We start from the raw sequence: 18,612 nt of genomic DNA, 5'->3' as shown, positions 1-18,612 counted from the left end.
CCACCGCCTCCACCTCCACCTCCGCCGCCGGCGCCGGTAGCGACCCGGATCGAAATAGCCCCGTCATCAGTCACTTCCCACGCCATCGGCCAGACGCAGCAACTTACCGCCACGGTCTACGATCAGAACAACAAGGTCATGGCCTCCGCTTCGGTGATCTGGTCGAGCGGTAACACGGCCGTGGCCACGGTCAGTCCGGAGGGCCTGGTGACTGCGGCGGGTAACGGGACAACGCGCGTCACGGGCCGTTCGGGGGATGTTCTAGCGCACGCGGAAATCTCGGTGGCGCAGGCGGTATACCGTATCGTCATCGAACCGGGTCCTGCCGTCATCGTGTCCATCGGCGCGACTGTTCAATTGACCGCGGCCGTGCTGGACCGGAACGATCATCCTGTAATGGACGCCGTCGCAACCTGGTCAAGTGATGACGTGGCCGTGGCCGCGGTCAGTCCGGAGGGGCTGGTGACCGGGGCCGGGGAAGGCAGGACCCGGGTTACCGCCCGAACGGGAGACGTATCGGCCATGGTCTCGATTATCGTATCGGATACGGCCCCGGATCCGGAACAGGATGCCTTGATCGCGCTATACAGTGTCACGGACGGCCCGAACTGGACGAACAACACGAACTGGTTGAGTGATGAGCCGCTGGGAACCTGGCATGGGATTACCGTCGACGTGGACGGACGGGTAACGAAGGTAGAGCTGGCAAACAACCAGTTGTCAGGCACTATTCCGGCCGAGTTGGGCCAACTCGGCCGCCTCGAGTGGCTGGATCTACATGATAACCGGTTGGCTGGAGAGATTCCCTCCGAATTAGGTCGGTTCGAGCACCTTGCGGGACTGTCGCTCAGCGGCAACCAGCTGTCGGGTAGCATCCCACCCGAGTTGGGACGACTCGCCCGCCTCGAATGGCTGGATCTGGGCGGTAACCAGTTGTCCGGAGGAATCCCATCAGAATTTGGCCGGCTTGAAAACCTGACGGATCTGGTTATTCCCAGTAACGCGTTGACCGGCGAGATTCCCTCCGAGCTGGGTCGGCTTGAAAACCTGACCGATCTGAATCTTCACGGTAACGCGTTGACCGGCGAGATTCCCTCCGAGCTGGGTCGGCTTAAAAACCTTTCGAGGCTGGCGGTTGGCGTCAACCAGTTGTCAGGTTCCATACCACCTGAATTGGGCGATCTTGAAAACCTGTCGGCCTTGTCCCTGGGCAGTAACAAATTCGAAGGGGAAATCCCGCCTGAGCTGGGCCGGCTCGCCCGCCTGGAGTGGCTGGATATCACCGGCAACCCGTTGACGGGCGAAATCCCAGCTGAACTTGTCCAGCTTTAAAATCTGTCGACCACGTACCTAGGCGGATCCTGGTTAAGTGGTGTATTCCCTCCTGAACTGGGCCAGCTTTTAAACCTGACGACCCTGGACCTTGGCGCAAACGCGTTGACCGGCGAAATCCCTCCCGAACTGGGCCAGCTCGAAAACCTGCTGGAGCTTTCTGTTTCAGGTTCCGGGCAGAGAGACTATCTGGGCAACGTCGGACTGACCGGCGAAATCCCTCCCGAACTGGGCCGGCTTGTCCGGCTCGAAAAACTGTACTTGAACCGGAACCAGTTGAGCGGGGTCATCCCGGAGGAACTGGGCGATCTTGAAAACCTTAAGGAGTTGTACCTTCAATATAACAGTTTTTCCGGCAACGTACCGGAATCCCTGGGAGGACTCGCAAGACTGAAGAAACTATACCTGCACGGCAACGGGCGCATGTTTGGCGTACTGCCGCCGTCCTTTACACAGTTGATGCTGGACGAACTGCGGTTCGAGGGAATCGGTCTGTGCCTGAGGGAGGATGCCGAAACCCGGGACTGGTTACAGGCTATTCCCATGGCCGATGTTGACTTCTGCCGGGGGTTCTTGATGAGATCGACGGCCATGCTCATCCAGGCGATCCAGACGTTTGATGGCTCCGTTCCCCTGGTGGCGGGAAGAGACGCCCTGCTCCGTGTCTTCATTGCGTCGGAAAAGGATGCCACCGTACCCATGCCTCACGTCACCGCGCGTTTCTTTCATGACGATGTCGAGGTTTTCACCGCGGAAATGGAGAATACGGACAAATTTATTACTTCGTTGCTCCATATGGGCGACAGCGAGGCCACGTCCAACGCGCCGATTCCAGGTTCGATTATCCAGCCGGGACTGGAGATGGTCATCGAGCTGGGTTCATCGGGCCGCCTGCCTGCCGCGGGACGGCTGTCCGTGGTAGTAGTCGACATGCCCCCTTTCAATCTGACCGTGGTGCCCCTCTACTGGATGAATAACCCGGACATGGGCCTGGTGTCCACGGTACAGAGCCTTACGGAAGATTCGGATTACTTTAACCCATCGAAGGATCGCCTGCCCGTGAACGAATTCAACGTCAACATTCGTAGCCCGGTGGCGGTCTCCTATGATCCCGTCAGTTCGGTCAAGACGCTGGAAAAGGTGGGGATGATTCGCACCATGGACGGTTCGAAAGACTATTACATGGGCATTGTCACCCGTGGCGGAGGACTCGGCTGGCGACCTGGTTCCGTAACGGTATCCGAGTTGAACCCTGCGTATATGGCACACGAATTGGGGCATAATCTGAACATGCAGCACGCTCCCTGCGGCGGTCCATCGTTTCTCGAAGAAGATTTCCCTTACATGGACGGAAGCATCGGCGTCTGGGGGTACGATCACAGGAACGACGAGTTTGTACCACCGTCCATGCCCGATTTCATGTCATATTGCGGACCGCCTGACTGGTCCAGCGACTACAGCTTCATCAGGATGATAAACCGCAGGCAGATCCTGGAAGGCGAACCGACATTCGCCCTGCCATCCCCGTCATCCGGGAGAAGCCTGCTGGTCTGGGGAGGCAGGGACGAATACGGCGACCTCTACCTCGAGCCCGCTTTCGTGGTCGACGCGCCGCCGTCCCTTCCGGTGAAGCGCGGACCCTACCGGCTTGCCGCGGGAGACGCCGAAGGCAACACACTTTTCGACCTGAGTTTCTCCATGAAGGAAATCGCGTGCGGCGAAGGTGAAGCCGGCGGCTTCGTCTTCGCGATTCCCGTTCGAGCGGACTGGACCGGCCGGCTGGAACACCTGGAATTATCCGGACCAGGCGGATTCGTGACGATGACCCGGGACGACGGACGGTCCACCGCACTCCTGCTCGATCGATACACGGGCGAACTTCGCGGCGTCCTGGACGACTGGCCCGAGCCGGGGGCTACCCTCCAGGCCGCGAGACGCACCTTGCCCGAACCCGGCCTCGAGGTCGTCGTCAGCACCGGGGTTCCCGATCCGACAGACTGGTAGGTGTGACGGGGACATCCGGCCTACGCAAGGTGTGCAGGGCGTAGAGTCTGCCCGCTGCCCTACCCATCCCCCGGCCGGGTCAGGCGGTATCCGACGCCGCGCACGTTGGCGACGTAAGACGGGTCATCGGCGCTTTCACCGAGCTTTCTTCGAAGTCGCTTGATGATGGCCCGCACGAGCCTCGTGTCACCGAGGCCGCGCCTGCCCCAGATCTCACGCAACAGGGTGTCGTAGGTGGCGATCCGCCCCGTGCAGAGCGAAAGCACGCGCAGTACCTCGTACTCGGTAGCCGTCAACGCCACTGGCCGATTCGCAAGCTTGACTTCGCGGCGGTCATAATCGATGGCCAGCTCACCGAGTACGAAACGATCCGGATTGGCCCGCCGGCGCAGGATGGCCCCGATCCTGGCCGTGAGCTCGGTCGGCGAGAAGGGTTTGACGATGTAGTCTTCGGCGCCGGCCTCCAGCGCCCTGGCGATCGTCTCGTCGCGACCGTAGCCCGAGATGAAGATTACCGGCAGGGTGGCGAGCTCGGGAATCGTCCGCATGAGTTCGATCCCGTCGGTTCCGGGCAGCATCAGGTCGAGCAGGACCAGTTTGGGTTTCTCCGCTTCGATGATGCGCGAGATTTCCCGGTGATCGGCCGTCACCACGGCGGAATAGTCCGCGTCGGCGAGGATGTCGCGCACGTAATGCAGCGTCTGCGGGTCGTCGTCCACGATGAGCACCGTCGTCGGCTGGCGGCCCTCGGAAACAAGACCCGGGGGGTGCCGCGCATCGTCGGCCGCGGCATCTTCACCGCCCATGTCCGCGACAGGTATCGTGAAGATGAAGCGCGTGCCCTTGCCCACGCCCGGGCTTTCCGCCCGTATACGCCCGCCGTGGGCCTCGACCAGCCCCTTGCATATGGCAAGGCCCAGTCCACCGGATACACCGGAGTCTACTTCGTTGCGTCCGTACTTGCGGAACAACCGCCCCAGCAATTCCGGTGCAATGCCCCGGCCCTCGTCGGCCACCGTGACCGCGACGTACACGCCGTCCCGCTCGGCCGAGATACGGATGGGTGAGGTTGCCGTCGAATGACGGGCGGCGTTGGACAGCAGGTTGTTCAGCACCTGCACGATGCGTTTCCGATCGGCGAGCACCGGGGGCAGATTGGGCGGCAGGTCGAGGAGGACGTTGTGTCGGGCGCCGGCGGAGAGGAAGGTGTTGCGGGCCTGGTCCACCAGGAAGGTCACCTCCGAGGGCTCCGGGGTGACCGACAGCGTGCCCGTATCGGTGCGTCCCACATCGAGCAGGTCGCCGATGAGACTGTCCATGAGATCGGCCTGTTCATCGATGATCCGGAAGAACTGGCGTACTTCCGCCGGATCCAGTTCCCGCGAGGCGTTCAGCACCGTCGTCGCCGACCCCTTGATGGAGGTCAGCGGCGCACGCAGTTCGTGGCTCACCATGCTGAGAAACTCGGCCCGCGTCCGGTCCAGTTCCTGCAGTGACGCCAGGTCCTGCATGGTGACCACCATCGACGTCACCGCGCCGTCCTCGCCGCGAACCGGGGTGGCGCTTACGAGCACTGTCACGCTGCGGCCGTCGGGTATGGTAATCACGACCTCCACGTCACGCACCGTCTCGGAGGTGCGGAGCACCTGGACAAGGGAGAACTGGTCCAGCGCGATTTCCCGTCCGTCGGCGAAACGGCAGGTCGCCACCTCGAGTATGGCTTCAATGGGTTTGCCTGGAAGGCGCAAGTTCTCCGCAATCCGCTTCGCCTCCCGGTTCAACGACACCGTACTGCCGGTAACCGCTTCGAACACCACGACGCCTACCGGGGAAGTCTCGACCAGCGACTCGAGGTCGGCCCTGGTGTGCTGCTCGACGTGGTACTTGCGCGCGTTGGCAATCGCGGCGGCCGCGTGCGAGGCGATCAGAACCAGGATCTCCTCGTCCTCGTCCGTGAACTCCCCGCCGTTCGCTTTTCCCGTCAGAAAGAGGTTTCCGGCAATCGCGCCGCGATGACGCATCGGAGCGACCTGGAAGGCACAGGCGGCCGGCAGCATGTCCGCCGAATAGCCGGTCTTACGCACGTATTCCGATAAGTCCGCCCATCTCAGCGGCCCGGCCAGGTCGCGGAAGTGTGCGAATAACCGCGGCCAATCGGGCCATGCCGACAGTCGCCGATGCTCCTCGTCGGTGAGACCAGTCGAGACGAAATCCTGGAGGCCGCCGGCCTCGTCGAAGGTGGCGATGGCGCCATAGCGCGCTCCGGTGAGCGACCTGGCACGCTCCACGACCTCCTCGAGTACCGTCTCGAGGTCCATGCTCGCACTGATACGCAGGATCGCCTCGTTGAGCGCGGCGTTGCGGGCGCGCAGCGCTTCTACCTCCTGTAACGGATCATCGCGTGCACTCAATAGTCTGACCTCTCATGGTCGTCCACCACGCGTTCAATCCGTCCCTTGCGAAAGTTTGACCTTCCGGCCAAACGGACTCGAAACGGTTTTCTGCAAACGCGCTTGCCATCGCGCAATTCCGCGAAAGGCGGGCATGCGCTTGTTTGTCTCTGAATATCGCGGTAACTACACACGTTTGTCACCAAAAAACTGGTTTTTAACCTGCCTGTGGTTTTTCATTTAGCGTATCCGGCGACGGCATGGACATGCTGCCGGCAACGGACCAATGTCCACCCGATTTCGTGGGAGAGCGCGGTCCTGTGATTGCCGGGCGTTGCGCAGTTTATCGTCTTGTGATCACCCTGGCATGGCTGTAATATGGTAAGTCGGCCTGAAACAACACCCCGGAATGTACTACATGCGGATCATTCGGCTTTTTTTCCTGATTGCTTTCCTGATATGCTGCCTTTTGCCCCTGCACGCCGCGAGCGCGCGAATGGAGGTGTCCGCCCGGCAGGAGGTGTCCGCCCGGCAGGACGCCGGTACCCGCCTGCTCGTCGTCGACTACGCCATGGCCTATCCGGAAGAGCACGCCGGGATGATCCGCGCTTTCTCGGCAGCGGGGTTCGACGTCGACTACCGGCCGTATTACCCGGCCATGGTGGAACGGGACGCCCGGGACTACGACGCCATCGTGCTGCTGGGCGGCGGCGATCCGGGCATGAGCATCCAGGAAGTGGACCTGGCCATCAACTTCGTCTCGCGCGGCAAATTGCTCGTGCTGGCCATGCCTTCCGACGGGCCCTACGGCGAACGGAGGAAGGTCAATCCCGGCGTCCACGACCGGTACCAGTTCAACGAGGTCCTGGCCCGCCTGGATATCAACCTGCATGCGCTGAACGCCGACCATGAATCCGGTCCTGTCCTGAATCCCTTCGTGGACTTCGAATTCGCCGCCGGTCACCCGGTCGGCCGGGGCCTGGGCAGCAGCGTGGCGGCCCGCGCCGGTACCCGGCTGCTCGTGGGTGACGGAGCCGAACCGCTGCTCGTGGAGCCTGAAGGTCCGCCGCCCGGAGAAGAAATCGCGCCCGAACCCGCGCCCGAACCCGAATACCGCGTGGTCCGCAGGACCTTGCGCATCCCGCCGGACGGCGCGGTGCCGGGGGAAGAGGTCGAGCTGCTGCTGCGCGGCGAGCAGGATCTGCGGCCCAGCCTGTACTACCGGAACCGGGAACGGTCCGTGCCGGTGGACTGGACCACGGCAAGATTCAGGGGCAGGGTGGAAGTCGTCTCCGACGCGAAGGACACGCTGACCGTGCGCATGTCCGGCAACCGATGGGGTTCCGAATACGCCCTGGTCGGCGTTCCGGTGGGGGTCATCGCGGCCGCCTTCGCCGACCGGGAGATCCGGGAAGAGATCCGGTCCGCATCAGACCTGGCGTCCATGCGGGACGACGAGGAGACCTTCGGCCGCCTGGCGGTGGCGGCCGCGGGACGGACCGGGCGGCTGAATGAGGGATTCGTCCTGGCCGTGGACCGGCAGGTGCTGTCCGGACTCGACCGGGCCCTGCCGCCACTGGGCATCCTGCCCGTGAAAGACGGCACCGAAAGATTGGAAGGTTTTCTGGGCGGATTCGCGCGGTACGTCCGCGCACTGGTCGATTCCCCGGGGGACTGGTCTCCCGACCACGGGTATGCCACGGCCCAGATGCCTGGCAACCGGAAACCGGATATCTCCCTCAACAACGTATCCGTAGGTACGGTATTGCCCGAACGGGTATGGGTGGTACGTAGCGCGGCGTCCGGTCCGGCCGCGGCCGCGAACGCAGAATCAGTCTCCGGTCCGGCTGCCGATGTGGAAGCTGCCGGCGCAGCGAAAACAAACGCGGCGGATGCCGTTCCGCTTCGAGGCGTCTGGGATTTCGTCGCACGGCGGCATGAGCATATGGGCGATCTCGCCGGCATGCTGCCCGGCCTCGGGATGGATTTCCTCTGGACCGTGGCGCCGGCCGCCAGCTACACCGGGGGTGCCGTAGCGACGGGCGACGTGCGCTTCGAATCGTGGGCGCTGCCCATCCTAAACCGCCTGGGGGGCACGACGACGGCCTGGTACGCCGGCGTGAGCGCACCGCGCGAAGGCGAGACCACCGGCGAATACGAAGCCGCCCGGGACGCCCGGGGGGACGCGGTCGGCCTTCCCTCCCGGCTGGACATGGCCTACCTGAACCGGCACCTCTTCGAGCCGGCGCGCGCCATCGCCCGGCACAGCCGCGGCCAAAGAGCTCTGAAGGCCATCGTGCATGACTGGGAGCCCCATATCACGCGCCCTGCGGAGGCCTATGCCGCAACCGACGCCTTCGACGACCTGCATTTCCGGTACTTCATCCGCCATCTCGTCCGGAACGGACTGTACCACGGCGACGAATTCAGGTCGCTCATGGGGCTGGACCGGGAAGACCGGTTCGAGTGGCTGCTGAAATCGGGATACCTGGAGACCTACATCCAGCTCCAGGAAGCCAACGCCGAGCGCCTCGGCGTGCTCTATCGGCAGTCCATGGACGAAATCAATCCCAGACTTCGCCACGGTGCCTTCGTCCGCTCCCTGCGGACGAACTGGTATCGTCTGGGTTTCTGGAGAGGCGCCGGCACGCCGGAACGTCCCTTCCTCGTGTTCTCCTACGAACGTCCGCCGGACTGGTACGCGGGCTTCCTGCGCGACCGGGGCGTCTCCGTCCGGGTGATCCCCGTCGGGCTGCTGGGCCTGATGGGCGGAGAACACCTGCAGGTTCTCCTGCAAACAGCCGCCGCTCGAGGCGGCTTCGCCCTCGAGCGCGGCATCTGGCTCGTCGCCGACCCGGGCGAGGAATCGGGTCTGAACACGCCTCCCGCGGGCATGACGCGGGAAGCGCTGCAGGAAGCGGTGCGTGAGGGGGACGGAGAGTAGCGGTCTTGCCGCCCTACGCTGCCTTTACCCGCCCTACGCTGCCTTCACCCGCGGGTTATTTCTCATCTATTACTGTTGGGAGGTAGTAAATGCTGGGATTGCCCGATGGCCCCATGCAGTTCGAAGAGGATCTGGGACAGATACGGAACGATATCAGCCGAATCCGGGAGGACATCAGCCTGATCCAGCAGGACATCGGCTGGATGAGTCAACTCGGACCGGCCTTGATGAACACCATGATCGAGCTCAGGACGATCCGGCGACTGATGGAAGTGCACATGGGAGAAGCAACCCAGGAGGAGTTAGCCGGGGAGGTGGAGGCGGATAGGGAGGAGTTACGTGAATTCGAAAGGCAAAATAAAAAGCGAATGGATCTAAGAAGGGGATGAGGCCAGATAGCCTGGTATACAGGCATTCGAGCGGGAATGATTAAGCCCGGCGGAACGATCGCCGGGTTTTTTTATTGCAGCAAAAAAAAGATTTTCCGCGAGAATCGGAAAATTCCGAAGGACTAATCCATTTAGACCGCGCGGCAGAAGCTGGATTCAGTTACCACATCAGGTCGAGTTTCCGTTTGACGATCGAAGCGCTCTCGGAACCGCGCATTCCGAGACCTGTTACCGAATTCCCTGGAACCAGTGCAGGAAATGAGGCCCGCATCGAAGGAGAACGGTGGATGGAACCTGAATCGAAGAGGAAAGGAGGCTGACGGAATTCCAATTGCGTTCTAAAGGTAAATTACACACGTTTGTTATTCGCTCGATACACGTTCGATCAAACCAGCAATAGAGGAGTACAGTTCATCATGAAAAAGCTCATTCTCTCCGTATTCATGTTCGCCCTGATCGCGGGCGCAAGCGTCAACTCGACGGCCAACGCAACGATGGCTGAAAACCCGGGCGTCGTTGCGACGCCGAACCTGATCCTATGCCTTACGGGCCACGATGTTATAAACACCTCCTCCGGTGCAATTGCAGCCATAGCCGGTGGGTGGGGGTTAAAGGTCGGTCTCAGCCTTGCCGCATGCACAGGACTCGGCGCTGCAGGTTTAGTTGCTGGCTTTGCACTCGGTGTTTAGGGCCTTAAGGTAAGGAGGAGGGGGCGTCGCGCCCCCTCCTCGCCTGAATGGGCATTCGATCAGGCTGATAACACATCGCGTTCTATAACCAGAAACAGGAATCAAGACTAACCTGGTTTTTAACTATGCCGATGAATGAATACCGTCTCAACAAAGTACCCTTTTTACTCGCTGTGTGTTGTATACTTGCCGGCCTTGTAATCGGCAGATCGTCTCCCTTGGACACGGGACCTGCGGGCGCTCCGGACCATGCTTCAGACGCGAATACCCTGTTCCCCCGCGTTTTCCTCGATGGACACGATGAGTGGAAATACATCATTGGAACGAATCTGAAAGTCTGCGCCGTTCTTCTGACGGGGATTCTATCGCTGGGATTCATGAGCATGGCGAATCTGGCCTGGATCGGACTGAGTACCGGATGGGTTGTACGAAGTGCGATAGATTCTGGCATGTCGTGGGAAAGGGTGGCCGCCCTTACGGTGCCTCATGGATTACTGGAACTCGCTGGATTCGCCATGATAGCGGCCGTGGCTTGCGAAGGTTTTATCATCATATACAGAAAGCTGAGATTAGATGACTGGTCGTTCAGTATGGACAGGTTGTCATTGAACTATCGAAGATTGACGGCGGGGCTCTTGCTTGTGCTTGCAGCCTCCATGGTGGAAACCTACTTAACCGGTCAGATAGCGGCCGGATTCAATTGAAGGAACGACTATGCGAAATCCTGGTTGGATTGTTGATAGAATCTCATCGATCGGAATTAGGGAGTCCATTTGGATCGGTATAAGCGTTTTTGTAACCTACCTGATTTCCAATGTACTGACTGTATACATGATGTTCCGCACGGTCATGGAACAGATTCCCGAACAACTGGTCAGTGCATATGATCAGGTTCTAACGGTTATGAGCATCAGCACGTCGGTGGGGGTCGTGTTCGGTGACATTGCTACATTTGTGCTGGGATGGGCGTTCATTGTCATTGCTGTAATGCTGTTGAACGGCCGACGGTATCACCGCGCTTTGTTCGGCTGGCTGAGTATCGGATACTTGCCACTCGCATTGTATTCAGCGTGTGCCGTAATGTTCCTGGTGTTGTTCTCCGATGCTATGGTCCACGAAGGGTTGACTTCTATTTCCACGATAGAGCAATTGCCCGTCGAAATCGGTAAGATGCAGGATTCGGGATGGTTCGGTTGGGTACGACTTGGTCGCTATTTAGCCTATGGCCTTACCCTGACGGTTGCCTGTGAAGTGGTACACCGGTTAAGTGCATTGACCCGGCTGAAGTGCGTTGGGATTCTCTCGGCCTACGCGGGCCTGCACGTATTCATAACCATGATTGTCTTCTAAATAGACAAAGTTAAGAGAGACGCTGTGATGATTGATTCCAATAATGAAAGAAACCTCAATGCCGCCGAAAGTCTGCCGGATGAAGAGGGAAAGATACGGTTGACCTGGCGTGATAAACTGGTCGAGTTTGGACTGGACATGGCCGCAGCAGCGGCGTGCATGTTTCTGGCGGCTTTGGTGTTTGCAGGGATCTTGCTCTCAACGATTGACGTGGCCGAAACGTCTGCTCCAGGTCTGTTCGAAAGTGGGTCGATTGCCGTCGTGGTGCTGATCGTCGTGTCGGCCGCGGTGGGTAACACCTGTGCATATCTGTGTTTCCCCTACCTGACACGGCTCATTTTCCGTGGTTATGAGTTACAGGATGATCGTCTGGACAGGTCGGTCAGGAAGTTGTTAACGGTCACCGGGATGGACATCACGGCGGAAACGTTATATGCCATGAAAGGCAGGACAGCCAACGCGATGGTTTCCGGCCTTTTTCGCAAAGCTCGATACATTTTCTTTACCAACAAACTGCTGGAGAAAATGAACGAAGACGAAATCCTGGCGATATTCGCCCACGAAGTGGCGCATATTCGTCACAGGCATTTGTCCAAGATGTTGCTGGCTGGGATTCTGTGGATTTGCATGATTCAGGTCTTGTGGAATCTGTCTGACTTCAGTGCCCACTTCGATGCATTGGATGAGTCCCTTAAGGTGTGGGCATCCGGTTTGATTGGCGGTGTGAATGTGTGGCTCGTTATGGTCTGTGTCATGCTACCCTTGTCGAGACGTAACGAATACGAGGCAGATGTTACCGCGGCCGGATGGGTAGGGGTGGAATGTTACAGTCGGGCCCTCTACCGCCTGCATCAATTGAATGACCGAATGAAGGCCCCACGGAAGTTCGCCCGTATATTCCTGACCCACCCCACCCTGCAGAATCGCCTTGATCGCGTTGCACAGTTGAACTCGAAATAGCTGAGTTTTAATCAGATGAGAAGGAAAACCCCCTACATTGAAACTACTTCGATTTTTAGTTTTGCCGGCGCTTTGCGTCCTGCTCGACCTGCGCTTCGCTTCGCACGGGTCGGTGCCGGACTCCCTGGCGTTATCCGAATTCGCCAGGATCATGACCGCGTTCTCCGAAGAACCCGGTCACTTCCCCGGAGACAACTTCGTTACCAATGAATCGTCCTACCTGCACGTCGTTCCCACGGTAATCGAACGGGGCAGGCGCGGCGGCGTCTATATCGGCGTCGGTACGGAACAGAACTTCTCCTACATGGCCGCCTCGAGACCGGATATCGCTTTCATCGTCGACATCCGCCGCGAGAACCTGCTCCAACACCTCCTCTACAAAGCCCTTTTTGCCCTGGCCCGGGACCGAACGTCCTTCCTGATGCTGCTGTTCAGCAGGCAGAACCGGGATGGTGACTCGGTTGCGATCGGACGACCGGAACACACGGCCTCCGTTACCGAAATCCTGGATCACATCGAGACGTCGACCACGGCCGACTCACTGCTGTTTGAAGAAAACTGGAAGCGGCTTCGGTGGGAAGTAAGGCGGTACGGGATCGAAGACCGGGACGACCTCGACAAGATGCTCTACATCTACCGGTCGTTTCATGAAAAACAGCTTTCGATCCGCTACGCCGAAACACGCCTTGGAAACGGCCTGTCCTATCCTACGTTCAGGGATCTGATGTCGGGCACGACGAAAGAAGGGGAATTCGCCAGTTTCCTGAGTACAGAAGAGGCATTCAGCTTTGTGAAGCACCTGCATCACAGGAACCTGGTCATTCCCGTCGTGGGGAACTTCGCGGGCGGGAAGGCGCTGAGGGCCATCGGCACTTTCGCCGAAGCCCACGGTACGAGCGTATCCGTTTTCTACGTGTCGAACGTCGAGTATTTCCTCATAAACCACTTCTACTACGTGTTCAAGTGGTACGTCGCGAACGTCGACGCGCTTCCGATCGATGAGCACAGCCTGATGATTCGATCCTACCTGGGCGTGGAATCCCATCCCAGGAGAGTCGGCCGGCATCTGTCCACGAGCACGGCGCATCACATCCGCACGTTCCTGGAGAGTTACAGGCGGGGTGAATATACCCGTACGAAACCGGTCTGGTGGAGGTTCTGGCCCTGGGACAGTCCATTCTGGTCGGGCGGCGGACACAGCTACTACCACCTGGTCATCATGGGGGATCTATGTCCATGAGCGCTTCCACGGATCTGGCAGGATTTGCCCGGCGATGGCTCCAGGTTTTCTACAGACCGGGGAAGGTCTTCGCGGATCTTGAAATAGGACATTCCACCGCCGAGTTGATGGGGGTTCTGGTCCTGGTCATGTCGGTCGTCTTTTGCGCCGGAATCGTCACTTTGCCCGTGGCGCTGGATAGGGAAAGGGCGTTGATCGAGACCGAATTCCAGTCCTATTCGGATCTGAGTGCGGATCAACAATCCGTCATTCTACGCGAGGCCGTGCAGTTCGACCATCGTCAGCTCATCGGGCTTCTGGTCCTGCCGGCGAGCGTCTGCTTCATGGTCGCTGCGTGGTCGGTGGTGGGAAAACACTGCGGTGAATTGATATTCGGCAAGCTTCTGCCGTACGGCAAGGTCATTCCTATAGCCGGCTATGCCTCGCTTGTCCTCGTACCGGAAACCATCGTCAAGACCTCGCTGGTCTTTCTGTCCGGTTCACTCGATCCCCCCATCCATCCTGGATTGTTTCTCGGTGATGCGGACCCCGATACCCTCTGGAGCTTGTTCCTGCCAGGCGTCGATTTCTTCGGCATCTGGTTTCTTTTCCTGCTGGGACTCGGACTGGCACGGACTTTCCGGGGATCGGCGAAGCTCACCTGGCTCGCGCTGGGACTGGTGTGGGGCATGTGGATTGTCATTCGCAGGACGATCGAGCTGCTCGGCACGGTTTACGTGTAGCTCTTGGAAACCACTTCAATTATGAAAAAACGGTTAGTCATTGCCGGTGTAACGGCCTGCAGCCTCATAGCCGTTCTGCTGTATTTTGTGTTCAGTTCCACGGCTCGCGATGCCTCGTTCCGTATCCACCAGGTACAACACGGATCGATCTCCGAGGTGCTGGCGGAGACGGGCACTATCCAGTTCGTCCGAACCGTCATGGTCAAGCCCACGATTTCCGGGGAAGTCAGACACATTCACACGGATGTCGGAGATCGGGTTTCAGCGGGGGATGTGCTTGCCGTGATAGAGCCGGACCCTTCCCAGTCCCTGCAGCTGTCCCGGCAGCGCGCCCGGGTGGACGGCGCCCGGATCGATCTTTCAGAAAGGGAGTTGAACTTCGAGCGAAAGCGCGAGCTGTACGAGCGGTCCCTGGTATCGTCCGAGGAATTCGACCAGGCAAGGATCGCACACACCAGGGCCCGTCACGATCTCGACATGGCAGAGCTTGAACTCAGGATTCTGGAAATGAAGGTGAACGTCGAGGTGGATTCGGACCTTACGCATGACGCCGTGCGAGTCATGTCGCCGTTGGACGGTATCGTCATTGCCCGTGCGGTGGAAGAGGGCGAGGTCGTAGCATCAGGTACCTCGTCGTACACCGGCGGCACGGAGATGTTCCGAATCGGCGATCCGGACCGGATGATCGTCAAATCGGCCGTTGGAGAAATTGACGCGGGAAGGGTCCGGCCCGGACAGGATGTGCGGATCCGTGTCGATGCCTACCCGGACGCGATGTACCATGGACGGGTGGAGCGCGTCGCGCCAGTCGGTGTGCGCGGGCCCGGCAGCACGCTGGTCACGTTCGATACCGAAATCGTGATATCGGATCCGACGATGGAATTGCAGCAGGGCATGTCCTGCGATATCGACATCGTGTTGGAGAAGAACGATCACTCGGTGCTGGTGCCCGCTTCTTCCGTCATGGAAACGGCCGACTACCGGGGTGCGTTCATCGATCAAAACGATCCGGCACTGACCGGATCGACGCCTGGCAGGCGGCACATGGTCTATCGTTGCACTTCGGCAGACCCCGAATTGCCGAGGTGCCCGGAATCGTACCTGGAGTCCGCCATGGTCGAGGTCGGTATCGAATCGACCGAAAACGTGGAGATCCTTTCCGGTATTGAACCCGGCGCGCCCATCGCACTGGATGCCAGAGCGGTTCATGCCGCGCTGACCGCGAAACACCCATAACTACAAAGGATCCTGTCGTCCGTGTCCATAACGCACCATGTCCAGACCGTATTTGCCAATCTCGCGCACTACAGACTGCGTTCAGCCCTGACGCTGCTGGGGATCGCGGTCGGCATCGGCGCCGTAACCGCCATCATCGCGATCGGCGAAGGACTCCACGACATGGTCATGAAGGAATTCGAATCGGTGCGCGGCGGCACCATGGTTTGGGTGAGTCCATCGAGATTCGTAAACCGGGATGGACAGTGGCTCGAGGTACCGGATTACGAACATTTCGTCTGGCAGGACGTGCTGGAAATCAGCAGAAGCTCGAACGCCGTGCGCCAGGTGGTCCCGGCCGCGACATCGAACGCGGATCTCAGGTACGCGAAAACGTCCTATGGCGGGATGGTGTACGGTACGACGCCAACGTTTCCGGACCTGTACCAATGGCCGGTTTCCTCGGGCCGATTCATTATCGACCGCGACGTTACACGCTGGCGCAAAGTTTGCGTGCTGGGCGATGAGCTGGCCGCGAAGCTGTTTGACGATGCCGACCCGGTCGGCAAGGAACTGAAACTGAATGGCCAGCGGTTTGCCGTGATCGGCGTCATGGAGCCAAAGACGGTTTTCAATGAAAGCTGGGGAAACCGGGTCTTCGTTCCGATTACAACGGTCCAGAAACGGATGCTTGGCCACGAAGGCTTCGATCTTCTGTCCATCAAGGTGGCGGATTCGCGTGTCATGGACCGTGCGTTGGGCGACATTGAGGCAGCCCTGAAAACAAACCATGGTGAAGAGGCCGGATTCGACATCGTCAGTGGTAAAGACGCCATGGACCAGATCGGAGGCGTGATAAACGCCGTTAAATCTTCGATTGCCGCATTGGCGGGCATCTCGCTGATGGTGGGCGGAATCGGGATCATGAACATGATGCTGGTCTCCGTCACTGAACGGCGGCGGGAAATAGGCATCAGGAAGTCGGTAGGGGCGAGACATGTCGATATCGTGAATCAATTTACGCTGGAAGCCACCTGTATCAGCGCTTTAGGCGGAATACTGGGGATATCGCTGGGGCTGGGCTTTGGTTCGGTGTTCTCGTTTGTACTGAATCAGGTGTGGGACCTTGCTTTCACGAGCGGTGCGTCGGTTTCGAATATCCTCCTGTCGCTGGCGATTTCACTGGCCATTGGCCTTTGCGCCGGTATTTATCCCGCCTTGAAGGCATCGCAGCTGAGTCCGGTAGATGCGATGAATCAGGAGTGAGGGTTCAAAACCAAAGCGGATCGGCTGCGGAACGAACCAACGGCGCGTTATTCGAGCATCCCCACCCGTTCTAGCCTTTCCTGCATTGTCGGATGGGTGCCCAGCTTCGCCAGAAACTTCCGCGGCGGTTTCATCTGGTCGTTGATTTGATGCAGCCGGTAAAGAGCCTGCTTGTACAGGTCTGTGCCCACCCACAGGGCGGCGGTCGCGTCCGCCTGGTATTCGTGCCGCCTCGAAAGCGGGAACAGGACGAGTAACATAAGCAGGAAGATGTTCAATCCGCTCAAAACGCCATTAGCCCCGATCTGCCAGTATGGGTCCTGCGCCCCGAAGTAAGCGTGAAAGTCGATCAACCGGAAGAATATCTGGACGCCGAGGGCCCATAACACGATCGCCACCAACACTTTAGTCATGTGCCGGTGCCGCCCGTGGGCGAGTTCGTGCGCCAGGGCCGCCATGATCTCTCCTTCGCTCATTCGCTCCAGCAGCCTGTTCGTAAAGAAGATGCACTGTCCCTTACGGAAAAGACCGGCCACGACGGCGTTGGCCGTATTGCCCTTTATGGCATAGATCTTCTCGACCCTTATGCTCATCCCGGTTACGGATATCAAGCGCTTCACGGCGTTATCCATCCGCTCGTCCTTCAGCTCGTTGCCGCGAAAGAGGAGACGTATGATGTAGGGCGCGCAGCTGAACGAACAGACATTGCCGATAATCACGGCCACGACGACCAGGATGATAAACGGTATCGAACCGGCTTCCGTGAGTCCCGGTGCCCACTCCGCTAAGGTACTTTGCATGGTGAGCAGAACAGCTAATATGACCATCATTCCGATCACCATGCCACACATGACCAGCGCCATGAACATACCGAACTCGACCAGCTTCTCGCGCCAGTTCAATCGGATCGTATCGTCAACGGCGGGGTTCGCCTCATGTGTATTGTCAACGGCCCGTTCCGATTGGTCCGCCGGGTCCGCCTGGTGCGGGCCGTCTGCAGGAGTCCGCTCGTTTTTCAAAGGTATGTTGTTCCCGCCGTATTGCACGTTTTGCCCCCAACTGTGTGAATCGGATAAGGATTAGCAATCAGGACCGCGCTTGCTTCAGATGTCCGGATTCAGGATAACGCCCGTGTAGTTAGATCGAGTTAAGTATATTGCCATGAACGACAAACGTTTGCAAGAAATTTAATCAAACCTCCAGCAGATTGGGATTTTCCAACGTATCCATTCAGTGGGGATTCGCGCAGGTCATCGTGCAGGTTGGTGCCCGGTTGTCGCGTTGCCGGTCATTCCGTGCAGAACGTCATTCCGTTAGTACTGCTGATGCCTTCCAGCCACGTCCTGAAGGCCGCATCGGGTGGCACACACAACCCTAAATTCAGTAACCAGAGATGGTCCAGGGGCACATTGAGCAGTTCGTGCGGGAGCGGTCCGACTTCTCCAGCAAGGGGGGAAGGCGGCCTTCCAGTCCGTTCTTGACCAGACTCAGTGCGCCGATCGGCCGCCGCGATCAGTAAATACCCCGTGCCACTCCCCAATCGGTTTGTTACTCAGCCAGTTGGTGTTGTCCGTCCAGTTCGGACCGTAGGTCGCGTGGTAGAACTGGATCAACGCGTCACGATCGGACGAGGTATCTGGTTCTTACTCGCAGTAAGTGATTCCGGTTTTTCTCTCGATCCTTTCCAACCATTCGTCGAACAGGTCAGTGTCAGGTACGCAGACGTTGGTACCAGACAGATCCAAAGAACATATGAAAATCTCAGGACGGGGAGATTCAAAGTCAAGGTTGGTTATCTCGACTGGCAAAGGGCCGCTCAGTTTTTGGTTTATGTTAAGTTCCAACTGACATAGGCTTTTGTTCCCATCGATTTCCGATGGTATTTCACCGGACAACTGGTTGCTGGAAAGCACCAGAAACTCAATCGCAGTAAGATTTCCAATTTCGGCGGGAATCTCGCCGGATAATTGGTTGTGAGAAAGCACCAATCTTTCCAGCTTGGCGAGGTTTCCAATTTCGGCAGGTATCTCTCCGGATAGCTGGTTGTAAGATAGCCCCAATCTTTCCAGCTTGGCGAGGTTTCCAATTTCGGCAGGTATCTCTCCGGATAG

General features: G+C 58.9%; 15 protein-coding genes. 12 read left to right on the top strand and 3 right to left on the bottom strand.

Annotated features, from left to right (window positions below):
- Together F4Z81_12415 and F4Z81_12410 are read left to right on the top strand one after the other, a co-directional pair.
- A partial coding sequence (locus tag F4Z81_12415) for a hypothetical protein (GenBank protein MXW05851.1) occupies positions 1–1,332 on the top strand: 1,332 nt, incomplete at its 5' end.
- A 105-nt stretch (positions 1,333–1,437) separates the two neighbouring features.
- Positions 1,438–3,336, top strand: coding sequence for a hypothetical protein (locus tag F4Z81_12410; GenBank protein ID MXW05850.1), 1,899 nt, complete (start codon positions 1,438–1,440; stop codon positions 3,334–3,336).
- A 59-nt stretch (positions 3,337–3,395) separates the two neighbouring features.
- Here F4Z81_12410 and F4Z81_12405 read toward each other — a convergent pair whose 3' ends face one another.
- The gene (locus tag F4Z81_12405) at positions 3,396–5,747 is read right to left on the bottom strand and encodes a response regulator (protein ID MXW05849.1); all 2,352 of its coding nucleotides are present in this window, start codon (positions 5,745–5,747) and stop codon (positions 3,396–3,398) included.
- 475 nt (positions 5,748–6,222) lie between these two features.
- Here F4Z81_12405 and F4Z81_12400 point away from each other — a divergent pair, with 475 nt between their 5' ends.
- The 10 genes from F4Z81_12400 to F4Z81_12355 all read left to right on the top strand — a co-directional run bounded on the left by F4Z81_12400 (position 6,223) and on the right by F4Z81_12355 (position 16,501).
- Positions 6,223–8,670 carry a hypothetical protein gene (locus F4Z81_12400; GenBank protein MXW05848.1) on the top strand — a complete coding sequence of 816 codons (2,448 nt, stop codon included), beginning with the start codon at positions 6,223–6,225 and terminating at the stop codon, positions 8,668–8,670.
- An 89-nt stretch (positions 8,671–8,759) separates the two neighbouring features.
- Positions 8,760–9,059, top strand: a complete 300-nt coding sequence (locus tag F4Z81_12395) for a hypothetical protein (protein ID MXW05847.1) — start codon at positions 8,760–8,762, stop codon at positions 9,057–9,059.
- A 416-nt stretch (positions 9,060–9,475) separates the two neighbouring features.
- Positions 9,476–9,748 carry a hypothetical protein gene (locus tag F4Z81_12390; GenBank protein ID MXW05846.1) on the top strand — a complete coding sequence of 91 codons (273 nt, stop codon included), beginning with the start codon at positions 9,476–9,478 and terminating at the stop codon, positions 9,746–9,748.
- 125 nt (positions 9,749–9,873) lie between these two features.
- A complete protein-coding gene (locus F4Z81_12385; GenBank protein MXW05845.1) occupies positions 9,874–10,452 on the top strand; it encodes a stage II sporulation protein M in 579 nt (192 codons plus the stop codon).
- Between the two features lie 10 nt (positions 10,453–10,462).
- Complete coding sequence (locus tag F4Z81_12380) at positions 10,463–11,098, top strand: hypothetical protein (protein ID MXW05844.1); 636 nt, start codon at positions 10,463–10,465, stop codon at positions 11,096–11,098.
- A gap of 27 nt (positions 11,099–11,125) precedes the next feature.
- A complete protein-coding gene (locus F4Z81_12375) occupies positions 11,126–12,058 on the top strand; it encodes a M48 family metalloprotease (protein MXW05843.1) in 933 nt (310 codons plus the stop codon).
- A gap of 37 nt (positions 12,059–12,095) precedes the next feature.
- Positions 12,096–13,298: a hypothetical protein gene (locus tag F4Z81_12370; protein MXW05842.1), complete on the top strand. Its 1,203-nt coding sequence runs from the start codon at positions 12,096–12,098 to the stop codon at positions 13,296–13,298.
- Positions 13,295–14,020, top strand: a complete 726-nt coding sequence (locus tag F4Z81_12365) for a hypothetical protein (GenBank protein MXW05841.1) — start codon at positions 13,295–13,297, stop codon at positions 14,018–14,020. Before F4Z81_12370 ends, F4Z81_12365 begins: the two co-directional genes overlap by 4 nt.
- Before the next feature lie 21 nt (positions 14,021–14,041).
- The gene (locus tag F4Z81_12360) at positions 14,042–15,256 is read left to right on the top strand and encodes an efflux RND transporter periplasmic adaptor subunit (protein MXW05840.1); all 1,215 of its coding nucleotides are present in this window, start codon (positions 14,042–14,044) and stop codon (positions 15,254–15,256) included.
- Positions 15,257–15,424: 168 nt separating this feature from the next.
- On the top strand, positions 15,425–16,501 hold the full coding sequence (locus F4Z81_12355) for an FtsX-like permease family protein (GenBank protein ID MXW05839.1): 1,077 nt from the start codon (positions 15,425–15,427) through the stop codon (positions 16,499–16,501).
- 47 nt (positions 16,502–16,548) lie between these two features.
- On the opposite strand, the gene F4Z81_12350 is transcribed toward F4Z81_12355, so the two are convergent.
- Positions 16,549–17,403 (bottom strand): M48 family metalloprotease, encoded by an 855-nt coding sequence (locus tag F4Z81_12350; GenBank protein MXW05838.1) that lies wholly within the window; start codon positions 17,401–17,403, stop codon positions 16,549–16,551.
- 741 nt (positions 17,404–18,144) lie between these two features.
- The coding region (locus tag F4Z81_12345; GenBank protein ID MXW05837.1) for a hypothetical protein at positions 18,145–18,612 on the bottom strand (468 nt) is incomplete at its 5' end.

This window comes from Gemmatimonadota bacterium, assembly GCA_009835325.1.
Lineage (GTDB): Bacteria > JAAXHH01 > JAAXHH01 > JAAXHH01 > JAAXHH01 > JAAXHH01.
The sequence above is the reverse complement of the archived record's forward strand: the minus strand, read 5'-3'. Positions and strand labels throughout refer to the sequence as shown.

Bases quoted from the DNA above. Each gene is read 5' to 3' on its own strand.
- F4Z81_12390 (MXW05846.1), top strand. From the start codon at position 9,476: ATGAAAAAGCTCATTCTCTCCGTATTCATGTTCGCCCTGATCGCGGGC.
- F4Z81_12385 (MXW05845.1), top strand. From the start codon at position 9,874: ATGCCGATGAATGAATACCGTCTCAACAAAGTACCCTTTTTACTCGCT.
- F4Z81_12400 (MXW05848.1), top strand. From the start codon at position 6,223: ATGGAGGTGTCCGCCCGGCAGGAGGTGTCCGCCCGGCAGGACGCCGGT.
- F4Z81_12380 (MXW05844.1), top strand. From the start codon at position 10,463: ATGCGAAATCCTGGTTGGATTGTTGATAGAATCTCATCGATCGGAATT.
- F4Z81_12365 (MXW05841.1), top strand. From the start codon at position 13,295: ATGAGCGCTTCCACGGATCTGGCAGGATTTGCCCGGCGATGGCTCCAG.
- F4Z81_12355 (MXW05839.1), top strand. From the start codon at position 15,425: ATGAAGGAATTCGAATCGGTGCGCGGCGGCACCATGGTTTGGGTGAGT.
- F4Z81_12375 (MXW05843.1), top strand. From the start codon at position 11,126: ATGATTGATTCCAATAATGAAAGAAACCTCAATGCCGCCGAAAGTCTG.
- F4Z81_12360 (MXW05840.1), top strand. From the start codon at position 14,042: ATGAAAAAACGGTTAGTCATTGCCGGTGTAACGGCCTGCAGCCTCATA.
- F4Z81_12395 (MXW05847.1), top strand. From the start codon at position 8,760: ATGCTGGGATTGCCCGATGGCCCCATGCAGTTCGAAGAGGATCTGGGA.